Origin of the sequence: Actinoplanes ianthinogenes (assembly GCF_018324205.1) — a bacterium.
GTDB classification, from domain to species: Bacteria; Actinomycetota; Actinomycetes; order Mycobacteriales; family Micromonosporaceae; genus Actinoplanes; species Actinoplanes ianthinogenes.
In genome coordinates, this window is the sequence record NZ_AP023356.1 from 1,488,989 (window position 1) to 1,513,350 (window position 24,362).

Annotated in this window: 22 protein-coding genes and 1 pseudogene; 7 read left to right on the forward strand and 16 right to left on the reverse strand. The window is 71.6% G+C overall.

The window, feature by feature from the left end:
• The first annotated feature begins 13 nt into the window (after nt 1-13).
• A complete protein-coding gene (locus tag Aiant_RS06760; protein ID WP_229831138.1) occupies nt 14-826 on the forward strand; it encodes an alpha/beta fold hydrolase in 813 nt (270 codons plus the stop codon).
• Here Aiant_RS06760 and Aiant_RS06765 read toward each other — a convergent pair whose 3' ends face one another.
• Entirely contained in the window at nt 827-1,996 is a 1,170-nt protein-coding gene (locus Aiant_RS06765) for a hypothetical protein (RefSeq protein WP_189335075.1), read from the reverse strand.
• A gap of 827 nt (nt 1,997-2,823) precedes the next feature.
• Here Aiant_RS06765 and Aiant_RS06770 point away from each other — a divergent pair.
• Complete coding sequence (locus Aiant_RS06770; RefSeq protein WP_189335203.1) at nt 2,824-3,582, forward strand: SIR2 family NAD-dependent protein deacylase; 759 nt, start codon at nt 2,824-2,826, stop codon at nt 3,580-3,582.
• 31 nt (nt 3,583-3,613) lie between these two features.
• Here the strand turns inward: Aiant_RS06770 and Aiant_RS45460 are convergent, their stop codons facing one another.
• The 5 genes and pseudogenes from Aiant_RS45460 to Aiant_RS06790 form a co-directional block, all read right to left on the reverse strand.
• Nucleotides 3,614-3,925, reverse strand: coding sequence for an AMP-binding enzyme (locus tag Aiant_RS45460; RefSeq protein WP_245006646.1), 312 nt, complete (start codon nt 3,923-3,925; stop codon nt 3,614-3,616).
• Between the two features lie 173 nt (nt 3,926-4,098).
• Nucleotides 4,099-5,085, reverse strand: a pseudogene (locus Aiant_RS06775) (AMP-binding protein); the annotation flags it as partial.
• A 9-nt stretch (nt 5,086-5,094) separates the two neighbouring features.
• A complete protein-coding gene (locus Aiant_RS06780) occupies nt 5,095-5,550 on the reverse strand; it encodes a MaoC family dehydratase (protein ID WP_189335073.1) in 456 nt (151 codons plus the stop codon).
• Entirely contained in the window at nt 5,547-6,392 is an 846-nt protein-coding gene (locus Aiant_RS06785; RefSeq protein ID WP_425322660.1) for an amidohydrolase family protein, read from the reverse strand. The genes Aiant_RS06780 and Aiant_RS06785 overlap by 4 nt, the downstream gene beginning before the upstream one ends.
• Nucleotides 6,393-6,421: 29 nt before the next feature.
• Complete coding sequence (locus Aiant_RS06790; protein ID WP_189335071.1) at nt 6,422-7,303, reverse strand: SDR family NAD(P)-dependent oxidoreductase; 882 nt, start codon at nt 7,301-7,303, stop codon at nt 6,422-6,424.
• A gap of 168 nt (nt 7,304-7,471) precedes the next feature.
• Between Aiant_RS06790 and Aiant_RS06795 the strand changes: the two genes are divergently transcribed.
• Nucleotides 7,472-7,882, forward strand: a complete 411-nt coding sequence (locus tag Aiant_RS06795; RefSeq protein ID WP_189335070.1) for a MarR family winged helix-turn-helix transcriptional regulator — start codon at nt 7,472-7,474, stop codon at nt 7,880-7,882.
• 613 nt (nt 7,883-8,495) lie between these two features.
• Here Aiant_RS06795 and Aiant_RS06800 read toward each other — a convergent pair.
• The 4 genes from Aiant_RS06800 to Aiant_RS06815 all read right to left on the reverse strand — a co-directional run bounded on the left by Aiant_RS06800 (nt 8,496) and on the right by Aiant_RS06815 (nt 12,739).
• Nucleotides 8,496-9,107: a hypothetical protein gene (locus tag Aiant_RS06800; RefSeq protein WP_189335069.1), complete on the reverse strand. Its 612-nt coding sequence runs from the start codon at nt 9,105-9,107 to the stop codon at nt 8,496-8,498.
• Between the two features lie 100 nt (nt 9,108-9,207).
• Nucleotides 9,208-10,608 (reverse strand): amidase family protein, encoded by a 1,401-nt coding sequence (locus tag Aiant_RS06805; protein WP_189335068.1) that lies wholly within the window; start codon nt 10,606-10,608, stop codon nt 9,208-9,210.
• Nucleotides 10,609-10,619: 11 nt separating this feature from the next.
• A complete protein-coding gene (locus tag Aiant_RS06810) occupies nt 10,620-12,275 on the reverse strand; it encodes a CocE/NonD family hydrolase (RefSeq protein ID WP_189335067.1) in 1,656 nt (551 codons plus the stop codon).
• Entirely contained in the window at nt 12,275-12,739 is a 465-nt protein-coding gene (locus Aiant_RS06815) for a DUF3237 domain-containing protein (RefSeq protein WP_189335066.1), read from the reverse strand. Before Aiant_RS06815 ends, Aiant_RS06810 begins: the two co-directional genes overlap by 1 nt.
• A 72-nt stretch (nt 12,740-12,811) precedes the next feature.
• Between Aiant_RS06815 and Aiant_RS06820 the strand changes: the two genes are divergently transcribed.
• The gene (locus tag Aiant_RS06820; protein ID WP_212846979.1) at nt 12,812-13,402 is read left to right on the forward strand and encodes a TetR/AcrR family transcriptional regulator; all 591 of its coding nucleotides are present in this window, start codon (nt 12,812-12,814) and stop codon (nt 13,400-13,402) included.
• Between the two features lie 28 nt (nt 13,403-13,430).
• Here Aiant_RS06820 and Aiant_RS06825 read toward each other — a convergent pair whose 3' ends face one another.
• The 5 genes from Aiant_RS06825 to Aiant_RS06845 all read right to left on the reverse strand — a co-directional run bounded on the left by Aiant_RS06825 (nt 13,431) and on the right by Aiant_RS06845 (nt 18,510).
• Complete coding sequence (locus Aiant_RS06825) at nt 13,431-14,171, reverse strand: ABC transporter ATP-binding protein (RefSeq protein ID WP_189335065.1); 741 nt, start codon at nt 14,169-14,171, stop codon at nt 13,431-13,433.
• Complete coding sequence (locus Aiant_RS06830) at nt 14,161-15,117, reverse strand: ABC transporter ATP-binding protein (RefSeq protein ID WP_189335064.1); 957 nt, start codon at nt 15,115-15,117, stop codon at nt 14,161-14,163. The genes Aiant_RS06825 and Aiant_RS06830 overlap by 11 nt, the downstream gene beginning before the upstream one ends.
• The gene (locus Aiant_RS06835) at nt 15,114-15,872 is read right to left on the reverse strand and encodes an ABC transporter permease (RefSeq protein WP_229831137.1); all 759 of its coding nucleotides are present in this window, start codon (nt 15,870-15,872) and stop codon (nt 15,114-15,116) included. The genes Aiant_RS06830 and Aiant_RS06835 overlap by 4 nt, the downstream gene beginning before the upstream one ends.
• Nucleotides 15,873-15,940: 68 nt before the next feature.
• The gene (locus Aiant_RS06840) at nt 15,941-16,876 is read right to left on the reverse strand and encodes an ABC transporter permease (RefSeq protein WP_189335062.1); all 936 of its coding nucleotides are present in this window, start codon (nt 16,874-16,876) and stop codon (nt 15,941-15,943) included.
• Nucleotides 16,873-18,510 carry an ABC transporter substrate-binding protein gene (locus tag Aiant_RS06845; protein ID WP_189335061.1) on the reverse strand — a complete coding sequence of 546 codons (1,638 nt, stop codon included), beginning with the start codon at nt 18,508-18,510 and terminating at the stop codon, nt 16,873-16,875. Before Aiant_RS06845 ends, Aiant_RS06840 begins: the two co-directional genes overlap by 4 nt.
• A 244-nt stretch (nt 18,511-18,754) precedes the next feature.
• Between Aiant_RS06845 and Aiant_RS06850 the strand changes: the two genes are divergently transcribed.
• On the forward strand, nt 18,755-21,058 hold the full coding sequence (locus Aiant_RS06850; RefSeq protein ID WP_189335060.1) for a putative bifunctional diguanylate cyclase/phosphodiesterase: 2,304 nt from the start codon (nt 18,755-18,757) through the stop codon (nt 21,056-21,058).
• Here the strand turns inward: Aiant_RS06850 and Aiant_RS06855 are convergent.
• Nucleotides 20,981-21,985, reverse strand: a complete 1,005-nt coding sequence (locus Aiant_RS06855) for an aldo/keto reductase (RefSeq protein WP_189335059.1) — start codon at nt 21,983-21,985, stop codon at nt 20,981-20,983. The two genes, Aiant_RS06850 and Aiant_RS06855, sit on opposite strands and share 78 nt — an antisense overlap.
• 151 nt (nt 21,986-22,136) lie before the next feature.
• Between Aiant_RS06855 and Aiant_RS06860 the strand changes: the two genes are divergently transcribed.
• Together Aiant_RS06860 and Aiant_RS06865 are read left to right on the forward strand one after the other, a co-directional pair.
• A complete protein-coding gene (locus tag Aiant_RS06860; RefSeq protein WP_189335058.1) occupies nt 22,137-23,714 on the forward strand; it encodes an MFS transporter in 1,578 nt (525 codons plus the stop codon).
• Nucleotides 23,715-23,736: 22 nt separating this feature from the next.
• The gene (locus tag Aiant_RS06865) at nt 23,737-24,345 is read left to right on the forward strand and encodes a TetR/AcrR family transcriptional regulator (RefSeq protein ID WP_229831135.1); all 609 of its coding nucleotides are present in this window, start codon (nt 23,737-23,739) and stop codon (nt 24,343-24,345) included.
• Nucleotides 24,346-24,362 lie beyond the last annotated feature (17 nt).

Genomic DNA, 24,362 nt, shown 5'->3' on the forward strand with positions numbered 1-24,362 from the left:
GCATGGTGCTCGGATGACGTCGCTGACCCATCACCGGCGCGGGTCCGGCCCGCCCCTGCTGCTGATCCACGGCATCGGCAGCCACTGGCAAGTGTGGAACCCGGTGCTCCCCCTGCTGGAGCCGCACCGCGACGTCATCGCGATCGACCTGCCCGGCTTCGGCACGTCGCCGATCTGGCCCGCGCCGCCGCCCGGCGTCCGCCCCGGCTCGGTGCCGCACCTGGCCGGCCTGGTCGCCACCTTCCTGGACGCGCTCGGCCTCGACGAGGTGGAGATCGCCGGCAGTTCGATGGGCGGCGGGATCGCCCTGGAGCTGGGCCGCCGCGGCCGGGCCCGCGCGGTGACCGCGTTCTCGCCGGTCGGGTTCTGGCCGCCGGGCGGCGCGCGCTGGGGACGGTTCGTGGTCGGCGCCGCCCGGGCCGGCAGCGCGGCGCTGGATCCGCTGCTTCCCCGGCTGATGGCAGCGCGGGCGGGGCGGGTGGTGTTGTGCGCGCCGTTCTACGCCAAGCCGGCGGGGCTGGCCGTGGACGAGTGCGTCGCCGCCGCCCGGGCGCTGGCCGGAGCGCCGGGGTTCTCGGCGTCGCGAGCGGCGTTCCGGGACCTGACGCCGTGGGCGCTTCAGGATCACGGTGCGCTGAGCCGGATACCGGTCACCATCGCCTGGGGCACCCGGGATGCCGTCCTGCCGTACCGTAAGCAGGCTTTCCGGGCGCGGACCGCGCTGCCCGGCGCGCGCCATGTGCCGCTGCCCGGGTGTGGCCACCTGCCTTTCCCGGACGCCCCGGCCCGCTGCGCCGACCTGGTCCTGCGTCCCGCCCCGGTCTGACTACTGCCAGAGGATCGCGGCGAACTGCGCGTCGGCCGGGGCGCCGGACGGATCCCGGCACACGACGCGCTCGTGATCCTCGGCGGAGATCACACAGGTGGCGGCGGTGGCATAGCTCGTGACCTGCACGACGCCCCGCCCCGCGGGCAGCCCGGGAAAGGCGACCCGGTACTCCCCCGGCCCGGACCGCGTGACCGAGTTGGCCCGCCCCGCACCGTTGAACTGCGAGCCACCCGCCGGGGTGTACTCGGGCTCCGCCGGATGCTCGGCCAGCAGATAGGCCGCCGCACCCGCCCGCACCGCGAACGTCACCGCGAACCGCGAGTCCACCGCCTGCCCAGCGGCATCGCGGCACCGGACCCGGACCACGAGTTGCCGGCCCGCCTCGTCGGCGGACCACCGCTCCACGCCGCAGACCGTCGCTGCGTCCCCGGCCGCGGTCACCTTCACCGTCCCGCCGCCGGAGGTCTGTTGACCGAAATAGACCACATAGGAGCCGACGTCCTCGCGATCCGCCGAGTTCGTCCCGCCCGCCGAGTTGTAGCTGTAGGCGTCGTCGATCGTCTGGCTCGTCCGCCCCGGATCCCCGAGCCGCAGATAGGCCGCCGTCCCGTCGCCGCCCCGCGGATGCCAGAAGCGCGCCGCGAACCCGCTGTCCGCCGCCTGCCCGAACCGGTCGAAGCAGTCCACCCGGACCAGCTCGTCGTCGCCGTCCGGATGCCAGTCCGGCAGGGTGCAGATCCGGTCGTCACCGGTCACCGGCGTCACCTCGGCGACCCCGCCCTCCTCCCCCAGCCCGGCGAAAGTGACCAGGTAGCGGCCGGTCCCGGTACGCTCGACCACGTTCTCGCCGCCGGCCGCGTTGCACTGGTTCTCCGGGCGATACCGGTCCTTGTCCGGCTCCCCCGCCAGCACGTATCCGGACCGCGCGCAGGACGTCTCCTGTGCCACTGGGTCCGGCTTGCTCGCCCAGGTCACCGCCATGATCAGGATGGGCAGCACGCCGCCGACCACGGCCACCAGCGCGACCAGGGCGCTGATCCGCGGTTCCGAGGCCGCCGCCCGGGAACCCGGCGCGATCCAGTCGCCGACCGTGGTCATCGCCCGCGCCCCGAACCGGTCCAGGCGCTCCCGCCAGTCGGCGGCCGTCCGGGCCCGAGTCAACGGCACCCCACGCCCCCGCAGCCCAAGCCTCCCGCCGCGGCCATCCCGGCAGCCAGGCCGGCCATCGCCACGCTCTCCTCGCGGGCCGTCGCACCCTCCGCGGGAGTGGCCGGCGCCGCCGGATCGGGCTCGACCGGGGACGCCGGCTCGGTGGCCGGCGCCGGCTTCGGCGCCTTCTTCGCCCGCTTCTTCGGCTTCGCCGATGGCTTCGAGGGAACATCGCTGCCCGATGTGGCGGTGCCCGCCGCTGGAGCCGGGGAAGCCGGTGGGTCCGGCAGCACCTGCCGGTCCGGTATGACCCCCCGATTCCAGGGACGAGCACGGTCATCCCGTGGCGCCGCCCTCCCGTCCCCGGACCGGCCTCCCCACGCCGGAGCCCCCGTTCGCGGCGCCGCATCCCCCCGATCCCCGGACCCGCCGCCCGCCACTCCCACGTCACCGGGCCGGCTGCCCACCGGCCCCGCGTCCACGCGCCCACCGCCCACCGGGCGCTCGTCGCCGGGCAGCACGGTCCGGGCCGGATCCTCCGGCGCCAGCACTCCCCGGCTCGGTGCCGCCCCGGCCTGCCACGACGCCCCGGGCGGCAGGCTCTCCGAGACCGGTGCGAGCGCCCCCGGCCGGTCCGTCGCAGTCCCGTCGCACCCGGCCAGCGGCACCGCACCCAGCACCACGGCCAGCAGAAGCCGGCGCCCTCGCTTCACGGAACCTCCACCACACCCGTCTGATCCCTCAAACGACCCACCGCGGGAACGGTGATGCGACCGGTCCGGGCCGCTGCCACACTTCTTCTTCGGTACGCGGGAGCCCCGCCCGTGGATGAGGAGCGCAGCACGATGGACCTGAACGAGGCCGCGAAACTACTGGGACAGGCCCGCCACGTGGTCGTCTTCACCGGCGCCGGCATGTCCGCGGAGAGCGGCGTGCCCACGTTCCGGGACGCCCTGACCGGCCTGTGGTCCCGCTTCGACGCCCAGGCGCTGGCCACCCCGCAGGCATTCGACGAGGACCCGGCCCTGGTCTGGGGCTGGTACGAGTGGCGCCGCCAACTGGTCCAGCGAGTCCGCCCCCACCAGGGTCACCTGGCCGTCGCCCGGATGGCCGCGCACACCCCGGAGCTGACCGTCCTCACCCAGAACGTCGACGACCTGCACGAACGCGCCGGCTCCACGTCGGTCACCCACCTGCACGGCAGCCTGTTCGCCCCGCGCTGCACCGAGTGCACCCGCCCGGCGCCCGTCCCGGACACCACCGGCGACCAGCCGGACGAGGGCCGCCGCGTCGACCCCCCACGCTGCCCGCACTGCGACGGCCTGATCCGCCCCGGCGTCGTCTGGTTCGGCGAAGCCCTCCCGCAGGAGGCCCTGGAAGCCGCCGCCGTAGCCGCCTCCACCTGCGACGTCCTGCTCACCGTCGGCACGTCCGGCCTGGTCTACCCGGCCGCCGAGATCCCCCGCCTGGCCACCCGTTACGGCGCCGCGGTGATCCAGGTGAACCCCCAGCCCACCCCGCTCGACCCGATCGCCCGAGTGAATCTGCGCGGACCCGCCGCCGAGGTCCTTCCGTCCCTCGTCTCCACGGCCTGGCCGCAGTGACATGGTGGGTCCGACCTGGTCAGCCGAGCTCTCATGACCGCTGCGGAAGGGGCAGCGCCCGCAGCGGACCTTTGCGCACCTTGTTCGAGCCGGTCTTCGGCAACTCGTCGATCACGTCGACGTAAACCGGGATCTTGTACTTGGCGAGCCGTTCCCGCAGAAAGGCCGGCACGTCGTCCGGTTGCAGAGCGCAACCCTGCCGGGGTACGACGAACGCCCGCCCCACCTCTCCCCACTTCCCGTCCGGCACCCCGACCACGGCCACTTCCGCCACCCCGGGGTGTTCGAAGATGGCCGCCTCCACCTCGGCCGGGTAGACGTTCTCCCCGCCGGAGATGTACATGTCCTTGGTCCGGTCGACGATGCGGAAGTGCCCGGCCTCGTCGACCACGGCCACGTCCCCGAGCGGAACCACTCCCCGTCCACGAACGCCGCCGCCGAGGCCGCCGGATCGTTCCAGTAACCCGGGGTCACGTTCGGCCCGCGGACCAGCACCTCCCCCGGCTCGCCCGGGCCGGCGTCGGTCAGGTCCGGCCGCACGCACCGCACGTCGGCGAAGAACACCGGCAGACCGGCCGACCCGACGTGCTCGCGGCTCTCCCGGGCCTCCAGGAACGTCGCGCCGGGCGCCGTCTCGGTCATCCCGTAGCCCTGGCAGAAGAGCAGCCCACGCTCCTGGTATCGGTGGATCAGCGCCTCCGGCACCGACGCGCCGCCGGTCATCAGGCTGCGCACCGAGGACAGGTCGGCGCCCGCCCAGCGGGGTGACTGGCTCAGCCCGGCGAACATCGTGGTGACGCCGAACATCCAGGTGACCCGGTGCCGCTCGATCAGGTCGAAGCAGCCGTCCACGTCCCAGCTCGGCATGATCACCGAGGTGCCGCCCTTGAGGAACGTCGGCAGCAGGCACTGGTCGAGCGCGGCCACGTGGAACAGCGGCGCGCTGACCAGGGTGACCTCGTCGCTGGCCACGTCCACGCAGACCAGCAGGTTGTAGCAGTTCCAGACCAGGTTGCCGTGGGTGAGCATGGCGCCCTTGGGATGCCCGGTCGTCCCGGACGTGTACAGGATCGCCGCCACATCGGAAAGGCCGACCGGTTCATCCGGATAAATCGGATCCGCGGCGGGAAGGCCGTCCACCGGGAACGTCACGGGCGCGGTCACGGCCGGCGAGCCGGGGGCGTGGATCAGAACCGCAGCGCCGCTGTGCGACAGCTGGTAGGACAACTCCGCAGCGGTCAGCCGGAAGTTCAGCGGCACGAAGACCGCCCCCAGCGCCCAGGTCGCGAACATCGTCTCGACGAACGACGGATGATTCGGCCCCAGATAGGCGACCCGATCACCCCGCCGCACCCCGGACGAGCGGAGTGCGGCGGCGAGCCGGGCGATCCGCTGGTGCAGCTCGGCGTACGAAACCCGCCGCCCCTCGAAGATCAGCGCGGTGCGGCCGGGCGACATGGCCGCCCGCCGCCCCGGCCAGGAACCCAGCCCTGCGTTGTGCATGAGGGGTCCTCAGACGTACTGGCGGTAGACGGTACGCGCGACGCAGGCCGGCTTGTCCGAGCCGTCGATCTGCACGGTGAAGTCGAACGTGCTCTGTGTCCCGCCGGGCACGTCCTCGACGCTGACCACCGTGGCGGCCAGCCGGATCTTCGCGCCCACCTTGACCGGGCTGGGGAAGCGCACCTTCTCCAGCCCGTAGTTGACGCCCATCTTGATCCCCTCGACCTTGAGCAGGTCCCCGAACAGCGGAATGACCAGCGACAACGTCAGATAGCCGTGCGCGATCGGAGCGCCGAACGGACCGGCCTTGGCACGCTCCGGGTCGACGTGGATCCACTGGTGGTCGCCGGTGGCGTCGGCGAACGTGTTCACCCGCTCCTGAGTGACCTCCAGCCACTCGCTGACACCGAGGTCCTTGCCGACGAGGCCCTTGAGCTCGTCCAAGCCGTTCACGGTCGTGGTCATCTACTGTCTCCTCCGAATAGCAAACGGGCGGCGTTGTGCAACAGAATCTTGTCGCGCACCGAGTCCTTGATGTCGAGCTTGGCGAAGTCGGCCAGCCACCGATCCGGGGTGATCACCGGATAGTCCGAGCCGAACAGCACCTTGTCCTGCAACAGGCTGCCGGCATAGCGGACCAGCTGCGGCGGGAAGTACTTGGGCGACCAGCCGGACAGATCGATGTACACGTGCTCCTTGTGCGTGGCGACGGCGAGTGCCTCGTCCTGCCACGGGAAGGAGGGGTGGGCCAGGATGATCCGCAGGTCCGGGAAGTCCACCGCGACGTCGTCGACCAGCATCGGGTTGGAGTACTTCAGCCGGATGCCACCGCCGCCGCGCACCCCGGCGCCGATCCCGGTCTGCCCGGTGTGGAACAGCGCGACAGCGCCCAGCTCCTCGATCGCCTCATACAGCGGATAGGCGATCCGGTCGTCCGGCGCGAACCCCTGGATGCTGGGATGGAACTTGAAGCCCCGCACCCCGTGCTCGGTGACCAGCCGGTGCGCCTCGCGGACGCCGGCCTTCCCCTTGTGCGGGTCGATGCTGGCGAACGGGATCAGCGTGTCCGGGTGCTCCGCGCAGTTCGCCGCGATCTCCTCGTTGGAGATCCGCGGGTGCCCGGTGGCGTGCTCGGCGTCGACCGTGAAGACCACGGCCGCCATCTGGCGCTCCCGATAATAGGAGGCCATCTCGTCGATGGAGGGCTGCCGGTGACCGTGCGCCTTGAAGTAGTCCGCGGAGGCTCCGAGCAGCGAGGGGCTCAGCGACGTATGCCCGCTTCTGCTGACCTCAGCATGCGTATGCACATCAATGGCGACAAGTCTCGAAATATCCATCACGGCACCCGTGGAGCCGGGATGCCGTAGGTCTCCTGATCGAAATCCCACCCGGAGGAGATCGCGGAAGCGGACCAGCCACCGTCCCGATGACGGACCGCTTTCTCCGCGGGATGCGACCAGAGCGCCAGCCTGTCCCCACCGATCCCGATCGCCTGCCCGGTGATCCCCTTCGACCCCTCCGAAGCCAGGAACGTGATCAGCCCGGTCACGTCATCGACCGTCCCGAGCCCCTCATCGCGCCGCAACCACGCCGGATAGGGCTGCCCGGTCCGCTCCGCCTCCTCGATCACCGGCGCGAAGGCCGGAATCGTCTTGGTCATCTCGGTGGCCGCGATCGGCACCACCGCGTTCACCGTGATCTCGCTGCGCGCCAGCTCCAGAGCCCAGGTCCGGGCCATCGCCGCGATGCCGGCCTTGGCCGCCGCGTAGTTGGTCTGCCCGAAATTCCCCCGCTGCCCGGCCGGCGAGGAGATCAGAATCAGCCGCCCGCCGGTGCCCTGCGCCCGCATCTGGATCGCGGCGGCCCGGGCACACGTGAACGTCCCGCGCAGGTGCACCTTGATCACCGCGTCGAAGTCGTCGTCGGTCATCTTCCAGAGCACCCGGTCCCGCAGGATCCCGGCGTTCGTGATCAGCACGTCCAGCTTCCCGAACGCCTCCACCGCCGCCGCGACCAGCTTCTCCGCGCTCTCCGTGTCACCGACGGCCGCGGCCACGCCGACAGCTCCGGGGATCTCGGCGACCGCGGCATCGACCGCCGCCTGGTCCACGTCGTTCACCACGACGGACGCGCCGGCCGCGGCGAGCGCCTTGGCATAGGCCAGACCGAGGCCCCGCCCACTGCCGGTGACGAGGGCAACCCTGCCGCTCAGATCCATACTTTTCAACCTCTCACGGGGATCACCGTTGGGGAAAGTGGCGGCGCGCGGTCCGGGCCCCGCAGCCCCTCGACCCGCGCGCCGCCTTCGATCAACAGGATTCCTGTTGATCAGGTTTCCTGTCAATGGGGTAATCTCTCAGCATCTGCTCGCGGACGGAGAACCCCGATGCCATCCCTGCTCTACCTGGTCAAACAGCTCGAACTCGCGGTGCGCGCCCGCCTCGACGAGCTGGTGCGCGGCCACGGCATCACGGCCCTGCAATACACCGCACTCACCGTCCTGGAGCGCCACGACGGCCTCTCCGCCGCCCAGCTGGCCCGCGACTCGTTCGTCACCGCCCAGTCCATGGCCGACATGGTCCGAGCCCTGGAGACGCGCTCCCTCATCCGCCGCGAACGCAACCCCGCCAACCGCCGCGAACTCCTCCTCCACCTCACCGACGAGGGCCGCGCCCTGCTCACCGCCGTCGCCGACCCGGTCCGTGAGCTGGAGTCCCGCATGACCACCAAACTCACCGAAGCGCAGTCCGCGGAGTTCCGCCAAACCCTGATCACCGCCTGGCAGAGCCTCACCTGACGCACGGTCCGCCGATCACTCCCGGTCAATTCCACCCCGATTTCGTACGATCTCGTGCCCCACAACCGCACCAGCCCCGTCCCGTGGCCAAGCGCGCGGTGATCCCGGTGCCAGACCGCGAGGCCGCGCCGGGCGGAGCCCGCCAGGCCCGCCCACCCTCAGAAACTGCCGCGCCCCCAACCCCCAGCTGGCCCTGACCGCCCTATCCCAGCCCCCGATAGGGCCACCAGCACCAGCCCAACAAACCCAGCTGGACCTGACCGCCCTACCCCGCACACGGACAGGGCCACCAGCACCAGCCCAACAAACCCAGCTGGACCTGACCGCCCTACCCCGCACACGGACAGGGCCATGAACGCCAGCCCGACAAACCCGGCTGGACCTGACCGCCCTATCCCGGACGCGGATAGGGCCATGAGCGCCAGCCCAACAAACCCAGCTGGACCTGACCGCCCTATCCCGGACGCGGATAGGGCCGTGAGCGCCAGCCCGGCAAAGCTGGCTGGAGCTGGTGGCCCTTTCACGGGCGTGGATGGGGCGGTGAGCGCCAGCTGGGAGCGGAGCGGCGGTAGGGAGCGGCGCTGCGGGTACATGGGGCGGAATAGAGGCCGGGTCAGGGTTGGTGGTCCTCGATGTCGAGTTCTACCAGCACGGTGACCAGGCGCTCGTCCAATGGGCGGACGATCTCCCGGCTCAGCTGCTGCGGATAGTGCACCCGGCGCCGGCTGCCGTAGACCCGCCGGATCACGTACGCCCCGCCGGCCTGCTCGGCGGGCACCGTCAGCTGCACCCGGTAGTCCTGCGCACGCCGCATGGCGGTCACGTCCGGCCAGCGCCGCACCCGGCGGATCCGCCCGGTCGCCTTGGTCTCGACATAGCCCCGGCGATACAGGTACAGCGCCCGCCGGGTCACGTTCCCGATCGCCTGCCGGCCCACGAAATAGGTGACCCCGGCACCGGCCAGGCCGACCGGCAGCAGGATCCACCACGCCGGCCGATGCGCGTCCGGCCCGGTCGGAACGAAGGCCGCGCCGAGCGCCAGCACCAGCGGATACACACCGAGCGCCAGGCAGTAGAACCAGAAGATCACGGCGTAGATGCGACTGTTCGGATGCCGGCAGACGGCGACCAGATCGCCCAGGCCGTCCAGGTCGGCACGGGACTCCACGAGGGACGGCACGGTCACCGCGGTGGACGGCTGTGCGGGCGGGTCGGCCACGGTCACGGCGGGCTCCAGGCGACAGGCATCGACGGGACCTGATCCTATCCGGACGGCGCCAGGCTGACGCCGTACGGGAAAGGGATGTGACCGTGACCGGAAGCGGTCAGGAGCGCGGCCGGACCGGGGTGATCGGATCGAACGCGGCCTCGATGTCGCGGGCCGCGGCCAGCGCGATGTGCTCACCGTGCAGCCGGGCGATCACCTGAACGCCCAGCGGCCTGCTCCCGGACAGCCCGGTCGGGACCGCGACCGCGGGCAGGCCGAGGAAGTTCGCGGTGACCAGCAGGCGGTGGGCGCGCCACAGGTCGGTGGCGGCGGCCGGGCCGGACAGGTCGAACCCGATCAGCGGCATCGGCTGGGTGGTGACCGGGCCGAGCACGATCGGGTACCGCGCGTGGAAGGCCCGCCACGCCGCCGCGTGCACGAACCGCTCCGCCCAGGCGCCCTGATAGGCGGCCGAGGTGTCGAGCAGTGCGACGTCCACGATGTTGTCCCTGAAGTACTGGACCGTGCCCGCCGAGAGCGGCCCGGGGAACACGCCCGGGGTGAGCAGCATCGGGGCGTTCTCGGTGGAGGAGAGCTGCCGCCAGAGGGTGGCGCACCGGTCGACCGACGGCGGCTCCACCTCCTCGACCTCCCAGCCGGCCGCGGCCAGCGCCGACGCCGCCGCCCGGACCGATGCCGCGGCCTGCGGGTCGACGCCCCAGCCGGCCGGGTCGACGGTGACCGCGACCCGCCGCGGCCCGTCGTAACCGGACGGGTGCGCGACCGTGACGCTGAGCGGGTCGACGTCGTCGGCGCCGTGCATCACGCCGAACAGCAGGTCGAGGTCGGCGACCCGGCGGGCGAGCGGGCCGTTCACCGCCATCGCCTGGAGGGAGAGCGGGAGCGGCTCGACCGCGCGGGTCGGTCCGGGCACCCGGCCGGCCGAGGGGCGCAGCGCGGTGATCCCGGCGGCGTGCGCGGGCAGCCGCAGTGAGCCGCCGTAGTCGTTGCCGAGACCGGCCGCGACCATGCCGGTGGCCACCGCGACCGCGTCGCCGCCGCTGGACCCGCCCGGCACCCGCGCCGGGTCCCACGGGTTGAGCGTGCGGCCGAACAGGTCGTTGTCGGTGTCCCAGCGCAGCCCGATGTCCGGCATGTTCCCCCGGGCGACCGGGATGGCACCGGCCGCGAGGAGCTTGTCGACGAAGGTGGCGTTGGCCGGCGGGATGTTGCCGGCCGCGAACGGCAGCCCGGAGGTGGACGCCGACCAGGTCAGGTCGATGTTCTCCTTGACCGAGATCGGCACCCCGGCGAGCGGGCCCGGGTCCTCGCCCGCGGCGATCCGCTCGTCGAGCGTCGCGGCGGCCTGCCGGGCCCGGTCGGCGAGGACCACGGTGACGGCGTTGACCTGCGGGTTCACCTCGCCGATCCGGGCCAGGTGGGCCTCCACCACGGCGGCCGCGGTGAACTTGCCGCTGCGCACCCCGTCGGCGATCTCGGTGGCGGTCAGGTTGTCCATGAAGGTGCTCCTCAAGCGGGAAGAACGGTGCAGGTCAGCCGCGTCTCGGCGAGCCGGATCCGCTGCTGGTTCGGGATGGTCTTGACGGCCAGCCAGCGGTGCTCGCCGGTGCCCGGCGCCGGGACGAACTCCGGCGCGTCGCTGCCGGCCAGGGTCAGCCGCAGCGCGTGTCCCGGGTTCAGCCGGTATCCGGTGTGCCCCAGGTCGACCGTGACCGGGAAGGCGTCGCCCGGCCGGATGACCGTCTGCTGTCCGCGGGCGATCAGCCGCACGCTGCCGTCCGGCGCGACGTCGAGCAGCCGCGCGAACACGTCCATCTCCGGCCCGTCCGAGCCGACGACGGCGTCCAGCGTGATCGGCCCGGCCAGGTCGAGCGGCGCGGTGACCGGCGCCGCGGTGAAGACCAGCACGTCCGGGCGGTCGGCGGCGGCGCGCTCGTCGGGGTACTCGGCGAGGAACCCGAACGCGTCCCCGACCGGCGACGGGACCGGGTCGGCCGCGTCGTGCGTCCAGACCGCGGTCTCCGCGCGCCCGGGTTCGTCCGCCAGGACCCCACCGGGCGCGTCACCCACGGCCGCTCCGGCATCGACCGGATAAAACAGTTTCCGGTACGACGCAGGGGGCGGCCAGGCGACGTCGGAACGCAGTCCGGGGTCCCCGGAAGCGGCGAGCTGCCAGCGCACCCGCGGGATCTCCGTCGGCTCGCCGCGCAGGAACACGTCGAAGAACTCGATCGCCGGATCCAGGTACCGGGGCAGCGCCGCGTCCGAGTCGGCGGTCCTGACCAGCGGATCCAGCTCGAAGTGGCTGTGGTTCTCGTGGTCGATCGCCTCCAGGAGCAGGTACTCGTTCCGCGCCCAGGCCGGTTTACCGGCGATCTCCCGGTGGTCGGACCACTGCCACGGCGCGCAGTTGTCCCACCAGCCGATGGTCATCAGCACCGGCACGGCCGGGGCGTCGAACGGGCTGCCGGCCGGGAAGCGGCGCAGGCTGACCGGGTAGGGGAACCACAGGTCGTACGAGGCGGACCGGCTGCCGACCGTCTCGAAGAACTCCTCGACCTGGGCGGCGAGCGGCCGCCTGGTCCAGTCGATCTGCCAGTCCAGCATGTCCCGATCGTGGAACATGCTCAGCGGGTAGAACCGGTGGACGGACATCTCCACGTCGTGGGTGCGCTGCCCGGGCGCCGGGACCGGCAGCTCGCCGAGGCGGGTGCCGGTGACCCGGGGCGCCATGGCCCGCAGCGCCCGGTGCCCGGTGGAGGCGGCGGCCCACTGGGTGAACCCGTAGTACGAGTCGCCCCACATCCCGACGACACCGTCCGACCAGGGCTGGTTCACGATCCAGTCGAGGGTGTCGTACCCGTCGTAGGCCTCGTTGACGAAGAGCAGCGTCTCGCCCTCGGAGCGGAACTTCCCGCGCACGTCCTGGACGACCATGGTGTAGCCACGCGCGGTGAAGTAGGCCGCGACCCGGGGCATGAAGGTGTACTCGCCGCACTTGTCGTAGGGCAGTCGAGTGAGCACTACAGGGCCGGGCATTTTGTCCGGATTTTTCGGTAAATAGACGTCCGTGGCGAGCCGCACACCGTCCCGCATCCGGACCATGTACTGGGTGGCGGCCGGAGAGATCGGGCCGGGCCCGGTCCGCTGCACTTCGAGCGTCATCAGAGCACCTCGAAGAAACGGATGCAGACCCGGCCACGCTCGCCTCGGGCCAGCCCGACGAAGACGGACGACGCCAGCCACCGGTGCGCCGGGGCGTCGGTGCTGAAGATCGGGCTGGTGCGGTAGTAGTACTCGGTCTCCGGGAGGTCCTCCCCCGCCTCGACCCGCGCCTCGACCTCCGGTGCCGCCCGCCAGAAGCCCCGGTTGCGGATGTCGATCACGGTGCCGTCGTCGGCCTCCAGCAGGTACCGCGCGTCCAGCTCGGTGACCTGCCCGCGGGTGGTCGACCAGTCCCCGCCGCCGGCCAGCACCCGGCCGGTGAGCCGCGGGCCGGACACCGTGCCGCCGGTGATCGGGGTGAACATCAGGACCTCGTCCGGCCCCCGGCCGACGTGCCGGGTCTCGGCCACGTCGACCCGCGCCTCGAAGGCGAACACCAGCCGGGGATCGGGAAGTTCAGACATGCCGGGTCCTCGTTTTCTTTTCGGAATTGACAATCTATTACGCTGTAGGCACTGACGACGGAGGGAGCGGCGATGGGCCGGCCGAGCATGGCGGCGGAGCGGACCGAGCAGATCATGCGGGCCACCGCGCGCTGCCTCCAGAAGAACGGCCTGGCCGGCACGACCCTGGAGCGGGTCGCCGAGGAGTCCGGGCTCAGCCGCAGCCACGTCCGGCACTACGTCGGCAACCGCGACGACCTGCTGCGCCGGTTCGCCGACTGGCTCTACACCGGGTACGAGGCCGAGTTCATCGGCAAGATCGCCGGGGCGGAGACCCGGGAGAAGCTGCCGTTCACGATGGACTATCTGTTCAGCAGCGGCTTCCTGCCGATCAGCGACGACGACGCGGTGATCCGCGAGCTGATCACCGCGGGGATCGCCGACGAGCGGATCCGGGCCACCCTCCAGACCCACTACAACCAGGCGATCCAGGCGGTCGAGGACGCCCTCGCCGCGGAGTACCCGGCCGCCTCGCCGGGCGGCCGCCGCTCGGTGGCGTACGGGCTGTGGTGCCTGGCGATGGGTAACTCGATGATGGCCGAGCTCCAGCTGCCGGTCGCCTCCGGCGGGCTGGTCCGGACCGCCGCCGAGTCGCTGCTGGAACGGCTCACCCCGCACGACTGACTCCCCGGCCGGACGTTTTCGACAAGGCTCAGCCGGCACGACCGGCTCCCCGGGCCGGCACCCAGCCGGGGCGCGGAACCGACTGGATGAGCTTGCGGGTGTAAGCCTCGGCCGGCGAGTCCAGCACCCGCTCCACCCTGCCCGACTCGACCACCCGCCCGCGGTGCATCACCACCACGTCCTCGCAGACGTGCCGGACCACGGACAGGTCGTGCGTGATGAACAGGTAGGCGATGCCGGTGGCGGCCCGGGCGTCGACCAGCAGGTTGAGGATCTGCGCCTGGATCGAGACGTCCAGGGCGGCGACGGCCTCGTCGAGCACCAGGAGCCTCGGATTCGCGGCCAGCGCCCGGGCGATCGCCACCCGCTGCCGCTGACCGCCGGAGAGTGCCCGCGGCAGAGCCGCGCCGTGCCGCTCGTCGAGTCCGACGAGCGCCAGGAGTTCCGCTGTCCGGATTTTTCGCTCGGCCTTCGGTGAAGCCGTGTGGTGCGCGACCACCTCGTCGAGACAGCTCGCCACGGTCTGCCGCCGGTCCAGGGACTGATAGGGATCCTGGAAGACCATCTGGACGACACCCCGCTCGACGGTGACGGTCCCCGACGTGGCGCGCTCCAGTCCGGTGATGATCCGGGCGCACGTGGTCTTGCCGGAACCGGACTCCCCCACCACCGCCAGCGACCCGCCGTCCGGCACCTCGAAGCTGACGCCGTCCACCGCGACGAAACCGCCCTTGAAGACTTTGCGCAGGTCACGCACCTCAAGCACCATGCGGGGACTCCTCCAGCAGGTGACAGGCGGCCGACCCGGAATCGACGGGACGGAGCACCGGTCGTACCGAAAAGCAGTTGGCGGTCGCATGCCCGCAGCGATCGGCGAAGACGCAGCCGGCCGGGGCGTCGAAGGCGGCCTGCGGCGTGCCGGGGACCGTTTCCAGGCGGGCGCCCGGCGGGACGGCGCCCGGGCGCGACCGCAGCAGCGCCCGGGTGTACGGGTGCCGGGCGTCCTCGTGCAGCCGGGCGGCGGGCAGAATCTCGACGATCTCGCCGGCATACATCACCGCGATCCGGTCGCAGACCGCCGCGGCCAGCTCCAGGTCGTGCGAGATGAACAGCAGCGCGGTCCCCCGCTTGTGCCGCTGCTCGTCGAGGATCGCCACCACCTCCTCCTGGGTGGTCACGTCGAGCGCGGTGGTCGGCTCGTCGGCCAGGATCAGCTTCGGCTCGGTGGCCAGCGCCGCCGCGATCACCACGCGTTGCAGCAGCCCGCCGGAGAGCTCGTGCGGGCGCTGCCGCATCCGCCGGTCGATGTGGTCGACGCCCACGTCGGCGAGCAGCCCGGCCGCCCGCTGTCGCGCCTGCGCCTTGGAAACACCCTGGTCACGCAGCACTTCGGTGAGGAAGTCGCCGATCGTGCGGACCGGGTTGACGGTGGCCCGCGGGTCCTGGAAGACCATGGCGACGTCCCGGGAGCGGAGGTTGCGGAGAGCGGCCTCGTCGAGCTTGCCGATCTCCGCGCCCAGCAGCCTGATCGTCCCGCCCGCCGCCGCGCCCGCGGGCAGCATGCGCAGCACCGACTTCACGGTCATCGACTTGCCCGAGCCGGACTCGCCGACCAGGCCGACCGCCTCACCCGTGGCCACCGTCAGGGTGACCTCGCGGAGGATCGGCCGGTTGCCGATCGTCACGCGCAGCCGGTCGAACTCGAGCACGGTCATCGGACATCGCCGCCGAAACGGGCGGCCAGTCGCTCGGCGACCACGGTGAACGCCACCACGGTGAGCACCACGGCGACGGCGGCCTCGATGGACTGTTGCGGGTGACCCGCCAGGATGGACGGCTGACCGTTCGCGATCATCAGGCCCCAGTCGGCGGCCGGGGGCTGCCGGCCGAGGCCGAGGAAGGCGATCGAGGCGAGGTCGATCATGGCGTACCCGAAACCGATCGCGGCCTGGACCACCAGCAGCGGCGCCAGGTTCGGCAGCAGATGCCGCAGGCAGATGTGCCAGCCGGAGAAGCCCTGCACGCGCAGCGCCTCGATGTACGGCAGGTTCCGCTCGCGCAGCGCCGCGGCCCGCATCACCCGGGCGATCATCGGCACGAAGGCCAGGGAGAGCGCCACCACCGGGGCGACGAACCCGGCCCCGAAGATCGCCGCCACGGTGATCGCCAGGACCAGTCCGGGGAAGGCGAACAGGATGTCCAGCGCCCGGGAGACGGCGGCGTCGAACCAGCCGCCGAACCAGGCGGCGCTGACCGCGAGCAGGGTGCCCGCGGCGCCGGCCGCGAGGACCACGATCAAGGGGCCGGCGAGGCTGGCCCGAGTGCCGATGATGAGCCGGGAGAGGAGGTCCCGGCCCAGGTCGTCGGTGCCCAGCGGGTGCTCGCCGCTGAACGGGGCGTAGGCGTTCAGGGGATCGACCGCGTGAGGGTCGTGCGGGGTGATCCACGGTGCCACGATCGCGATGAGCACGACCAGAGCGCAGAAGCCAGGCGCGAAAAATCTGATTTTCCCGAAATATCGTGGCATGGGGATGACTGTCATGCCTTCACCAACCGGGGGTCGAGGGCGGCGTTCAGCAAGTCGACCAGCACGTTCACCACGACGAACGCCGTGACCAGCAGCAACGAGAGCACCTGCACCACCACGAGGTCCTGCCGGGCCGCGCTCTGCACCAGTAGCGACCCGAGCCCGCTCACGCCGAACGCCTGCTCCGCCACCGCCGTCCCGGCGAACAGCCCGGCCACCGTCACCCCGGAGACCGCCAGGATCGGCGGCGCCGCGTTGCGCAGCACGTGCCGCCGCAGCACCGCCCACCGCGGCACACCCCGGGCCCGGGCCGCCGCCACGTGGTCGGCGGCGAGCTCGGCCCGCACCTCGGTGCGGGTGATCCGGCTGACGTAGGCCAGATAGCCACCGCTGAGCGCGAGCGCCGGCAGCGTCAGGTGGTAGATCTCGTCCCCGAACCCGTCGCCCGAGCCGAACACCGGGAACCAGGCCAGCCTGGTGGCGAAGATCCAGATCAGCAGGATGGCCGCCACGAAGGCGGGCGCCGCCATCAGGACCGTGGTGCCGGCCGTCAGGGCGCCGTCGACCACCTTGCCGCCGGCTCCGGCGAGGACGCCGAGGGCCACCCCGAGGACCAGGATCAGGACCGAGGCGTACGCCACCAGCAGCGCCGTGGTGCCGATCCGCGCGCCGATCAGCGTGGTGACCGGCACCTTCAGCACCATCGAGGTGCCCGGGTCCCCGCTGAGCAGCCCGGACACCCAGTGCCAGTACTGCGCCCAGAACGGCTCGTCCAGGTGGTACTGCGCCCGGATCGCCGCCATCGTCGCCGGGGTGACCTCGTGCCCGCCCGCCAGGATGCTCGCCGGGTCCCCGGGCGCCAGGTACAGCGCTCCGAAGATCACCACGCTGGCCACCACGACGGTGCCCAGCATGGCGGCGACCTTGCGGGCGACGAACCCGATCATGCCGTACCGACCAGCGCGGCCCAGGCCGACGAGATGTAGGAGAAGGACGCCGGCGCCCCGGTGATCCGCTTGTTCAGGAACAGCCGGTTGTACGACTCGGCGAGGGTGATCTGGAGCTTCGCCGGCCCGTAGATCGCCTGCGCGGCCACGAACGCCCGCGCCGACGCGGCCGGGTCGGTCGCCGACACCGCCGCCCCGATGTTCTTGGTGACGTCCGGGTCCTCGTAGTTCGTCCAGTTGAACGGCGCGCCCGGGAGCACGAAGCCCGGCGCGTAGTACAGCGCCCCCGGCACCTCCAGGTATCCGGTGGTGGCGATGAAGTCGATGCCATTGCGCAGCGTGGGGTCGTAGAACAGCCCGGCGAACTCGGCCGGCTGCAACTGCTTGATCGTCATGGTCAGCCCGATCTGCTGCGCCGCGGCCTGCGCGATGGTCGCGGTCTGCAACAGCGACTGGTCGCCGGCGGGCAGCGCGATCACCAGGTCCCTCCGGCTCGGCGCGGCCTCGGTGACCAGCTGCTTCGCCCTGGTCAGGTCGGCCTTCGAGGTGTCCGGCAGGGCCGCGTACCCGGCGTCGTAGACGCTCTTGGCCGGGCTGCCGCTCCAGGCGAGCGGCGGGGTGAAGGTCTTCAGCGGCTCGCCGGCGCCCTTGAGCACGCTGAGCACGAAGCTGCGCTTGTCGATCGCCAGGTCGAGGGCCTGCCGGATCTTCGGGTCGGCGGCCGGCCCCTCGGCGGCCACCGCGCCCAGGCTGACCGTCTCGGTGCTCGGCCCGAAGTACAGCTTGCCGGCATCGGTCCTGCGCAGCGTGGCCATGCCGCCGGCCGGCGCGCCGTACACCCCGTCCACCTCGCCGGAGAGCAACGCGCTGGTCAGCGTGCTGCTGTCGGTCAGGAACACGAACTGGAACGTCGCCGCCCTCGCCTTGCGCGCGGCGTCCCAGTAGTTGTCGTTCCGCTTCAGCGTGATCTTCTGGCCGCTCTGCCAGCCGCCCAGCCGGAACGGCCCGGTGCACATCAGCCCGCCGCTCGCAGTGCCGAACGCGGCGGCCGCCTTGGTGGCGTACCTCTCCTGGATGATCGCACCCGGCACGCCGGCCAGGTCCGGGACGAACTGCACGTCCGGAGTCCTGAACCTGACGGTCACCTCGAGCGGCCCGGTCTTGTCGATCGAGGCGACGTTGGCGAAGACGTGCGCGCTGTACGAGGCCAGCTTCGGGTCCAGGTTCCGCTTGAGGCTGTAGACCACGTCCTCGGCGGTCAGCGGTGAGCCGTCCCAGAACGTCACCTTGTCGCGCACGGTGATCACCACGGTGGTGGCGTCCCGCTGGGTGACCTCGCTGGCCAGGCCGGGCGACGTGGAGTAGTCGGTGTTCAGCCGGAGCAGGCTCTCGCAGAGGTTGGTGCCGACCGTGTTGGCCGAGTAGTCGCCTGTCCGGGCGGGGTCGAGCGACGCCGGCTCGCCGGAGGGCAGCGCCCAGGTGACGCTCTCCACGTCGCCGGTCGCGGCCGGGGTGGTCTCGGTCAGCTCGAACGTCTCGGCGACCGCCGGCTTGTCACCGGCGCCACCGCCGCAGCCGGTCGTCGCCAGGGTCAGGGCGAGCACGGGAGCCGCCCACTTTCTCCGGACAATCATCTATATATCTCCCTGACTAGGGCACGAAGGCACGCACCACCGGAACGCCGCGGGGACCACGTGCCGGGGACCTGCGGGCTCACCGGCTGTGGCGACGGTCTCAGAGTCGTCGCCGGGCAGTAAATTGTCAATCCTGGAAATCAACCTGCCGTTCAAAGGTTTTGACAAAGAAACGAAAGGTCGTCACCGCGGACGAAGAACCCGGATCTCTCGGGATGACCGTGTCCCGGCCGATAAGAGCGACATGCAGACCCGCGGCGCCCGCCACCTGTGGTGGATCTACCTGCTGGTCACCTCGGCGCTCGCGGTGATCTACCTGATCACCCCGTTCAACGACACCACCCGGTGGATCTACGTGCTGGTGAACAGCACCGCACCGGCCGCGGTCTGGCTGGGTCTGCGGCGGCATGCCCCGCAGCGCCGCAACGGCTGGCTGGTGATCGCCGGCGGGCTGCTCTTCTCCGCGGCCGGTGACATCGTCTTCGCGGTGCACACCGCACGCGGCGGCGATCCGCCGTTCCCGCCGGTCGCGGACGTGCTCTATCTGATCGGGCACCTGACCATCGCGGCCGGCACCGCGATGCTCGCGTCCCGGGCCGGCCGGACCGCCTTCGTCGACTCCGCGGTGATCCTCGCGCCGCTGGCCAGCATCGCCTGGATCCTGGTGGTGCAGCCGGCCGAGACGGTGGGCGGCAGCCTGGCCGCCCGGTTCTTCGCGGTGGCCGCGCCGATCAACACGCTGCTCGTGGTCTACTGCGCGCTGGCCCTGGCGCTCGGCGTCGAGCTGCGCACGCCGGGGGTGCGCTGGCTGCTGACCGGGCTGGTGGCCTGGTTCGTCTCCGACGCGCTCTACACGCACCAGGGACTGGCCGGGACGTACACCGAGGGCGGGCTGATCGACCTGGGCTGGATGGCAATGCCGATCCTGATCGGCACGGCCGGCCTGCACCCGTCGATGGTGGTCACCACGCCCCGGCGGTCCACGGTGAACGTCCTGACCCTGACCCGCGCCCTGATCCTGTTCGCCGCCGCGCTGGTCCTGCCCACCCTGCACCTGCTCTGGGACCCGGACCCGGACGTCGCGCTGATCGTCGGGGCGGCGCTCTCCATGGGGCTGGTCGCGTTCCGGCTGACCGGCCCGATCCACGAGCTGGCCTGGCGCGCCGGGCACGACCCGCTCACCCGCCTGGTCAACCGCAGTCTTCTGATGGACCGGCTGGCGATGGCGCTGAGCGCGTTGCCGGCCGACCGGTCGGCGCGGCTCGGCCTGCTCTTCTGCGACCTGGACCACTTCAAGGACGTCAACGACAGCCTCGGCCACGACGCCGGCGACCAGCTGCTCATCGAGATCAGCACCCGGCTGCGGGGCGCGGTCCGGGACAGTGACGTGGTGTGCCGGCTCGGCGGTGACGAGTTCGTCATCCTGATGCCGGACACCACCGAGGAGCAGGCTGTCGCGATCGCCGAGCGGGTGACCACGGACCTGGGCCGGCCGATGCGGCTCGCCGACGGCACCGAGTTCTTCGCCTCGCTGTCGATCGGGCTGCGGACCACGGGCAACCCGGACGCCGACCCGGACGTCCTGATGCAGGACGCGGACACCGCGATGTACCAGGCCAAGGCGGCCGGCCGGGGCCGGATGGTGCGCTTCGACGCGGATCTCCGCTCGGGCGCGGCGCAACGGCTGCGCCTGGACGCCGACCTGCGCCGCGCGCTCACCCACCCGGGCGAGCTGTTCTGCGTCTACCAGCCGGTGTTCCGGGTCGGCGACGGGCAGCTCAGCTCGGTGGAAGCCCTGGTCCGGTGGCGGCACCCGGTCGACGGGGTGCTGCCACCGGCCGTGTTCGTGCCGATCGCCGAGGCGGCCGGCACCATCGCCCAGCTGTTCGCGCAGGTGCTCGAACAGTCCCTGGCCGAGCAGCGCGGCTGGTACAACCGGACCGGCCGATGGATCCCCGTCGCGGTCAACCTGTCCCCTCGACAGCTCGACGCGTCCACGGCCGACCTGGTGCTCGCCGCGCTCGCCGGCACCGGCACCCCGCCCGACATGCTCACCCTGGAGCTGACCGAGACCGGGCTGGCCGAGCCGTCCACCGTCGACGCGGCGCTCGGGCCGCTGCGCCGGGCCGGCGTCCGGATCGCGGTCGACGACTTCGGCACCGGCTACTCGTCGATGGCCCGGGTCGCCGACCACGGCTGGGACGTCGTGAAGATCGACCGGACCTTCGTCACCGGCATCCACCGCGACACGGCACGCAGCTCGCTGGCCGACGCGATGGTGAAGATGGCGCACGCCCTCGGCATGGAGACCGTCGCCGAGGGCGTCGACAACGCCGCCGACCTCCAGGTGCTGTCCCGGCTGGGCTGCGAGTACGCCCAGGGCTACCTGCTCTCCCACCCGGTCGACGCGGACGGCATCCTGGAGCTGGCCGACGTCGAGCCGCGGGAGTCGGTGGAGCTGGCGTCAGGTTCAGGCGCCGGCCGCGTCCAGCCGGGCGAGCTGGGCGGCGTCCAGCTTGATGTCCAGAGCCGGGAGCAGGTCGTCTAGCTGCTCCGGGGTCTTCGGGCCGATCAGCGGGACCACCGACGGCCCGGCCTGGTGCAGCAGCCAGGCCAGCACCGTCCGGTTCGGCGTGGCGCCCACCTCGGCGGCGACCTCGTTCAGCACGGCCAGCCGGGCGTCCACGTCCGGCCCCTCGTAGTTCTCCATCATCCAGTGCCCGGACCGCTTGGCCGGGTCGTCGTAGATGCCCTTGAGGATCGGCGAGTAGGCGACCAGCTGGAGGTCGCGGTGCAGGTCCAGGTACTCCCACTGCTCCGGGCCGACGATCGCGCCGGAGGTGTTGCCGGCCTTCGGCCGCAGGTAGGAGTGCTGCTGCTGGAGCGCGACCGGGGCCGCCCAGCCGTTGCGGTCGCAGAGCTGCCGGATCGCCTCCAACCGCCAGGTACGCACGTTCGACCAGCCCAGATAGCGCACCTTGCCGGCGACGACCAGAGCGTTCAAGGCTTCCAGGGTCTCCTCCAGCGGGGTGGCCAGGTCGTCCACGTGCACGTAGTAGAGGTCGACGTGGTCGGTGCCGAGCCGCTTCAGGCTGCCGTCCAGCGCGTGCCGCAGGGTGTCACCCCCGGCGCCGGCGAAGGTGCGCCGGGCCAGCTCCCAGTTCGCCGAGCCGTCCGCGTTCCACAGCTCCTGCGACCAGGCCGGCACCGCGCTGCCCTTGGTCGCGAGAAAGACCTGATCCCGGCGGTTCTTGAGCCACCGGCCCAGCAGCTCCTCGCTCTGCCCGCCGCGGCTGCCCCGGTGCGCCCACCACTCGTAGCAGTCGGCGGTGTCCAGGAACGAGCCGCCGGCCTCGAAGTAGCGGTCCAGGATGCGGATCGAGTCCGCCTCGCTGGTGGCGCCGCCCATCTGCATGGCGCCGAGGGCGAGCTTGCTGACCTGCGTGCCGGTCCGTCCCAGTTCCATTCTCTCCATGCCGACGACGCTAGGAGCTGGAGTGCGCTCCAGGTCAAATGTGGCGCCCGACACTTTCGATACGAGAGCGTTCCGTTTCCTTATGCTCGAGGACTAGCGTGCTCATTGAGATACGAGACAGTTCCGTTTCAAAACCGGGGGGAAACACCGGATGAACGCACAAGCGCAACCCCAGGCCGGGCATCCCCGACGCTGGGCCATCCTCGGCGTGCTGGTGATCAGCCTGCTCGTCGTGGTGCTCGACAACACCGTGCTCAACGTGGCCTTGCGGATCATCTCCGACCCGCAGCGCGGCCTCGGCGCCACCCAGAGCGAGCTGGAGTGGGCCATCAACTCGTACACGCTGGTCTTCGCCGGCATGCTCTTCACCGCCGGCATCCTGGCCGACCGGCTCGGCCGCCGGATCACCCTGGTGGTCGGCCTGGTCCTGTTCGGCATCGCCTCGCTGATCTCGGCTTACGCCGGCTCGCCCGACCAGCTGATCGCCGCCCGCGCGGTGATGGGCCTGGGCGCCGCCGCCGTCATGCCGGCCACCCTGTCGATCATCGCCAACGTCTTCGAGCCGAAGGAGCGGGGTCGCGCCATCGGCGTCTGGGCCGGCGCGGTCGGTCTCGCCGTGGCGCTCGGCCCGATCCTCGGCGGCTTCCTGCTGGAGCACTTCTGGTGGGGCTCGGTCTTCCTGATCAACGTGCCGATCGTGATCATCGGCGTGGTCCTGGTGTTCGCGCTGGTCCCGGAGTCGCGTGACCCCAAGCCGGGCCGCATCGACGTGGTCGGCGTGCTGCTCTCCATCGTCGGTCTGACCCTGGTCACCTACGGCGTGATCAAGGGTGGCGAGGACGGCTTCGGCGACACCTTCTCCTGGGCCCCGCTGATCGCCGGCCTGCTGGTGCTGGTCGGTTTCGTGCTCTACGAGCGCCGCATCGAGTTCCCGTCGCTGGACGTGCGCCTCTTCGGCAACCGGCAGTTCTCCGCCTCCACCGGCATGATCGGCCTGGTCTTCTTCGCGGCCATGGGCTCGATGTTCTTCGGCGCGTTCTACCTCCAGCTGGTCCGCGGCTACGGTCCGCTCGCCTCCGGCGCGCTGTTCGTCCCGTTCGCGGTCGGCCAGATGGTCTTCGCTCCGATCAGCTCCACCATGGTGAAGAAGTTCGGGCCCAAGGCGGTCAGCACGGTCGGCCTGCTGCTGGTCGCGGTCGGCCTGGGCACCTGGCTGGTGATCGGCGCCGAGACGCCGATCGCCGTGGTCGCCGTCGCGTTCTTCCTGATGGGCGTCGGCATGGCCAACGTGATGCCGCCGGCCACCGAGTCGATCATGTCGGCGCTGCCCCGGGAGAAAGCCGGCGTCGGGTCGGCGGTCAGCAACACCATCCGCCAGCTCGGTGGCGCGCTCGGCGTCGCGGTGCTCGGCGCGGTGCTCTCCTCGGTCTACCGTGACCATCTCGGATCGGCCACGGACGGCCTGCCCGCCCAGGCCGCCGACGCCGCCCGCGAGTCGATCTCCGGGGCGTACGCGGTGGCCGAGCGGTCCGGCCCGGCCGGCGCTCAGCTGATCCAGCACGCCAACGACTCGTTCGTGGTCGCGATGCACTGGGCGGCCGCCGGCTCGCTGGTGTTCGCGCTGCTCGGCGCGCTGGTCGCGGCGCTCTTCCTGCCGGGCAAGCGGCCCGAGGGCCAGCACACCCCGGTGCTGGCCGAGGAGCAGGGCGTCGCCCTGGCTGAGGCGTAACCCGTCGGTAACAATGGAGCCCATGACCAGCACCATCCCCACCGTCGGCCAGGAGCGTAAGGCTCCTGGCCGGCCCCGCAACGCCCAGGCCGACGAGGCGATCCTCGACGCGGTGCTCGCGCTGATGGCCGACGGGCAGAGCGCGGCAGCCGTCTCGATCGAGTCGGTCGCGGCGAAAGCCGGAGTCGGCAAGGCCACCATCTATCGCCGCTGGCCGAACAAAGAGGCGTTGCTCATCGACGCGGTCCGCAGCATGAAGGGTCCGATCCCGGAGCCGGCCGGCGTCTCGGTCCGCGACGACCTGATCGCCCTGGTCACGGCGAACCGGTCGTCCCGGGTGCAGGATTACGGCAAGGTGACCGCGTGCCTGCTGCCCGAGCTGATGCGCGACGAGCAGCTGCGGCAGATGCACCACGCGGTGATGGAGCCCCGCCGCGAGGTGATGCGCGAGATCCTGCGGCGCGGCATCGCCGACGGGGAGCTGCGCCCCGACCTCAACATCGACCTCACCGTGCTGATGCTCTCCGGCCCAGGCATGATGCACGGCCTGTTCGGCTCGGCCACCGGGGTCTCCGAGGGCGAACTGCCGGAGGCGCTGGTCGACGCCCTGCTGCGAGGCGCCGCCGCCTAGGAAGCGTCTCTCGGATC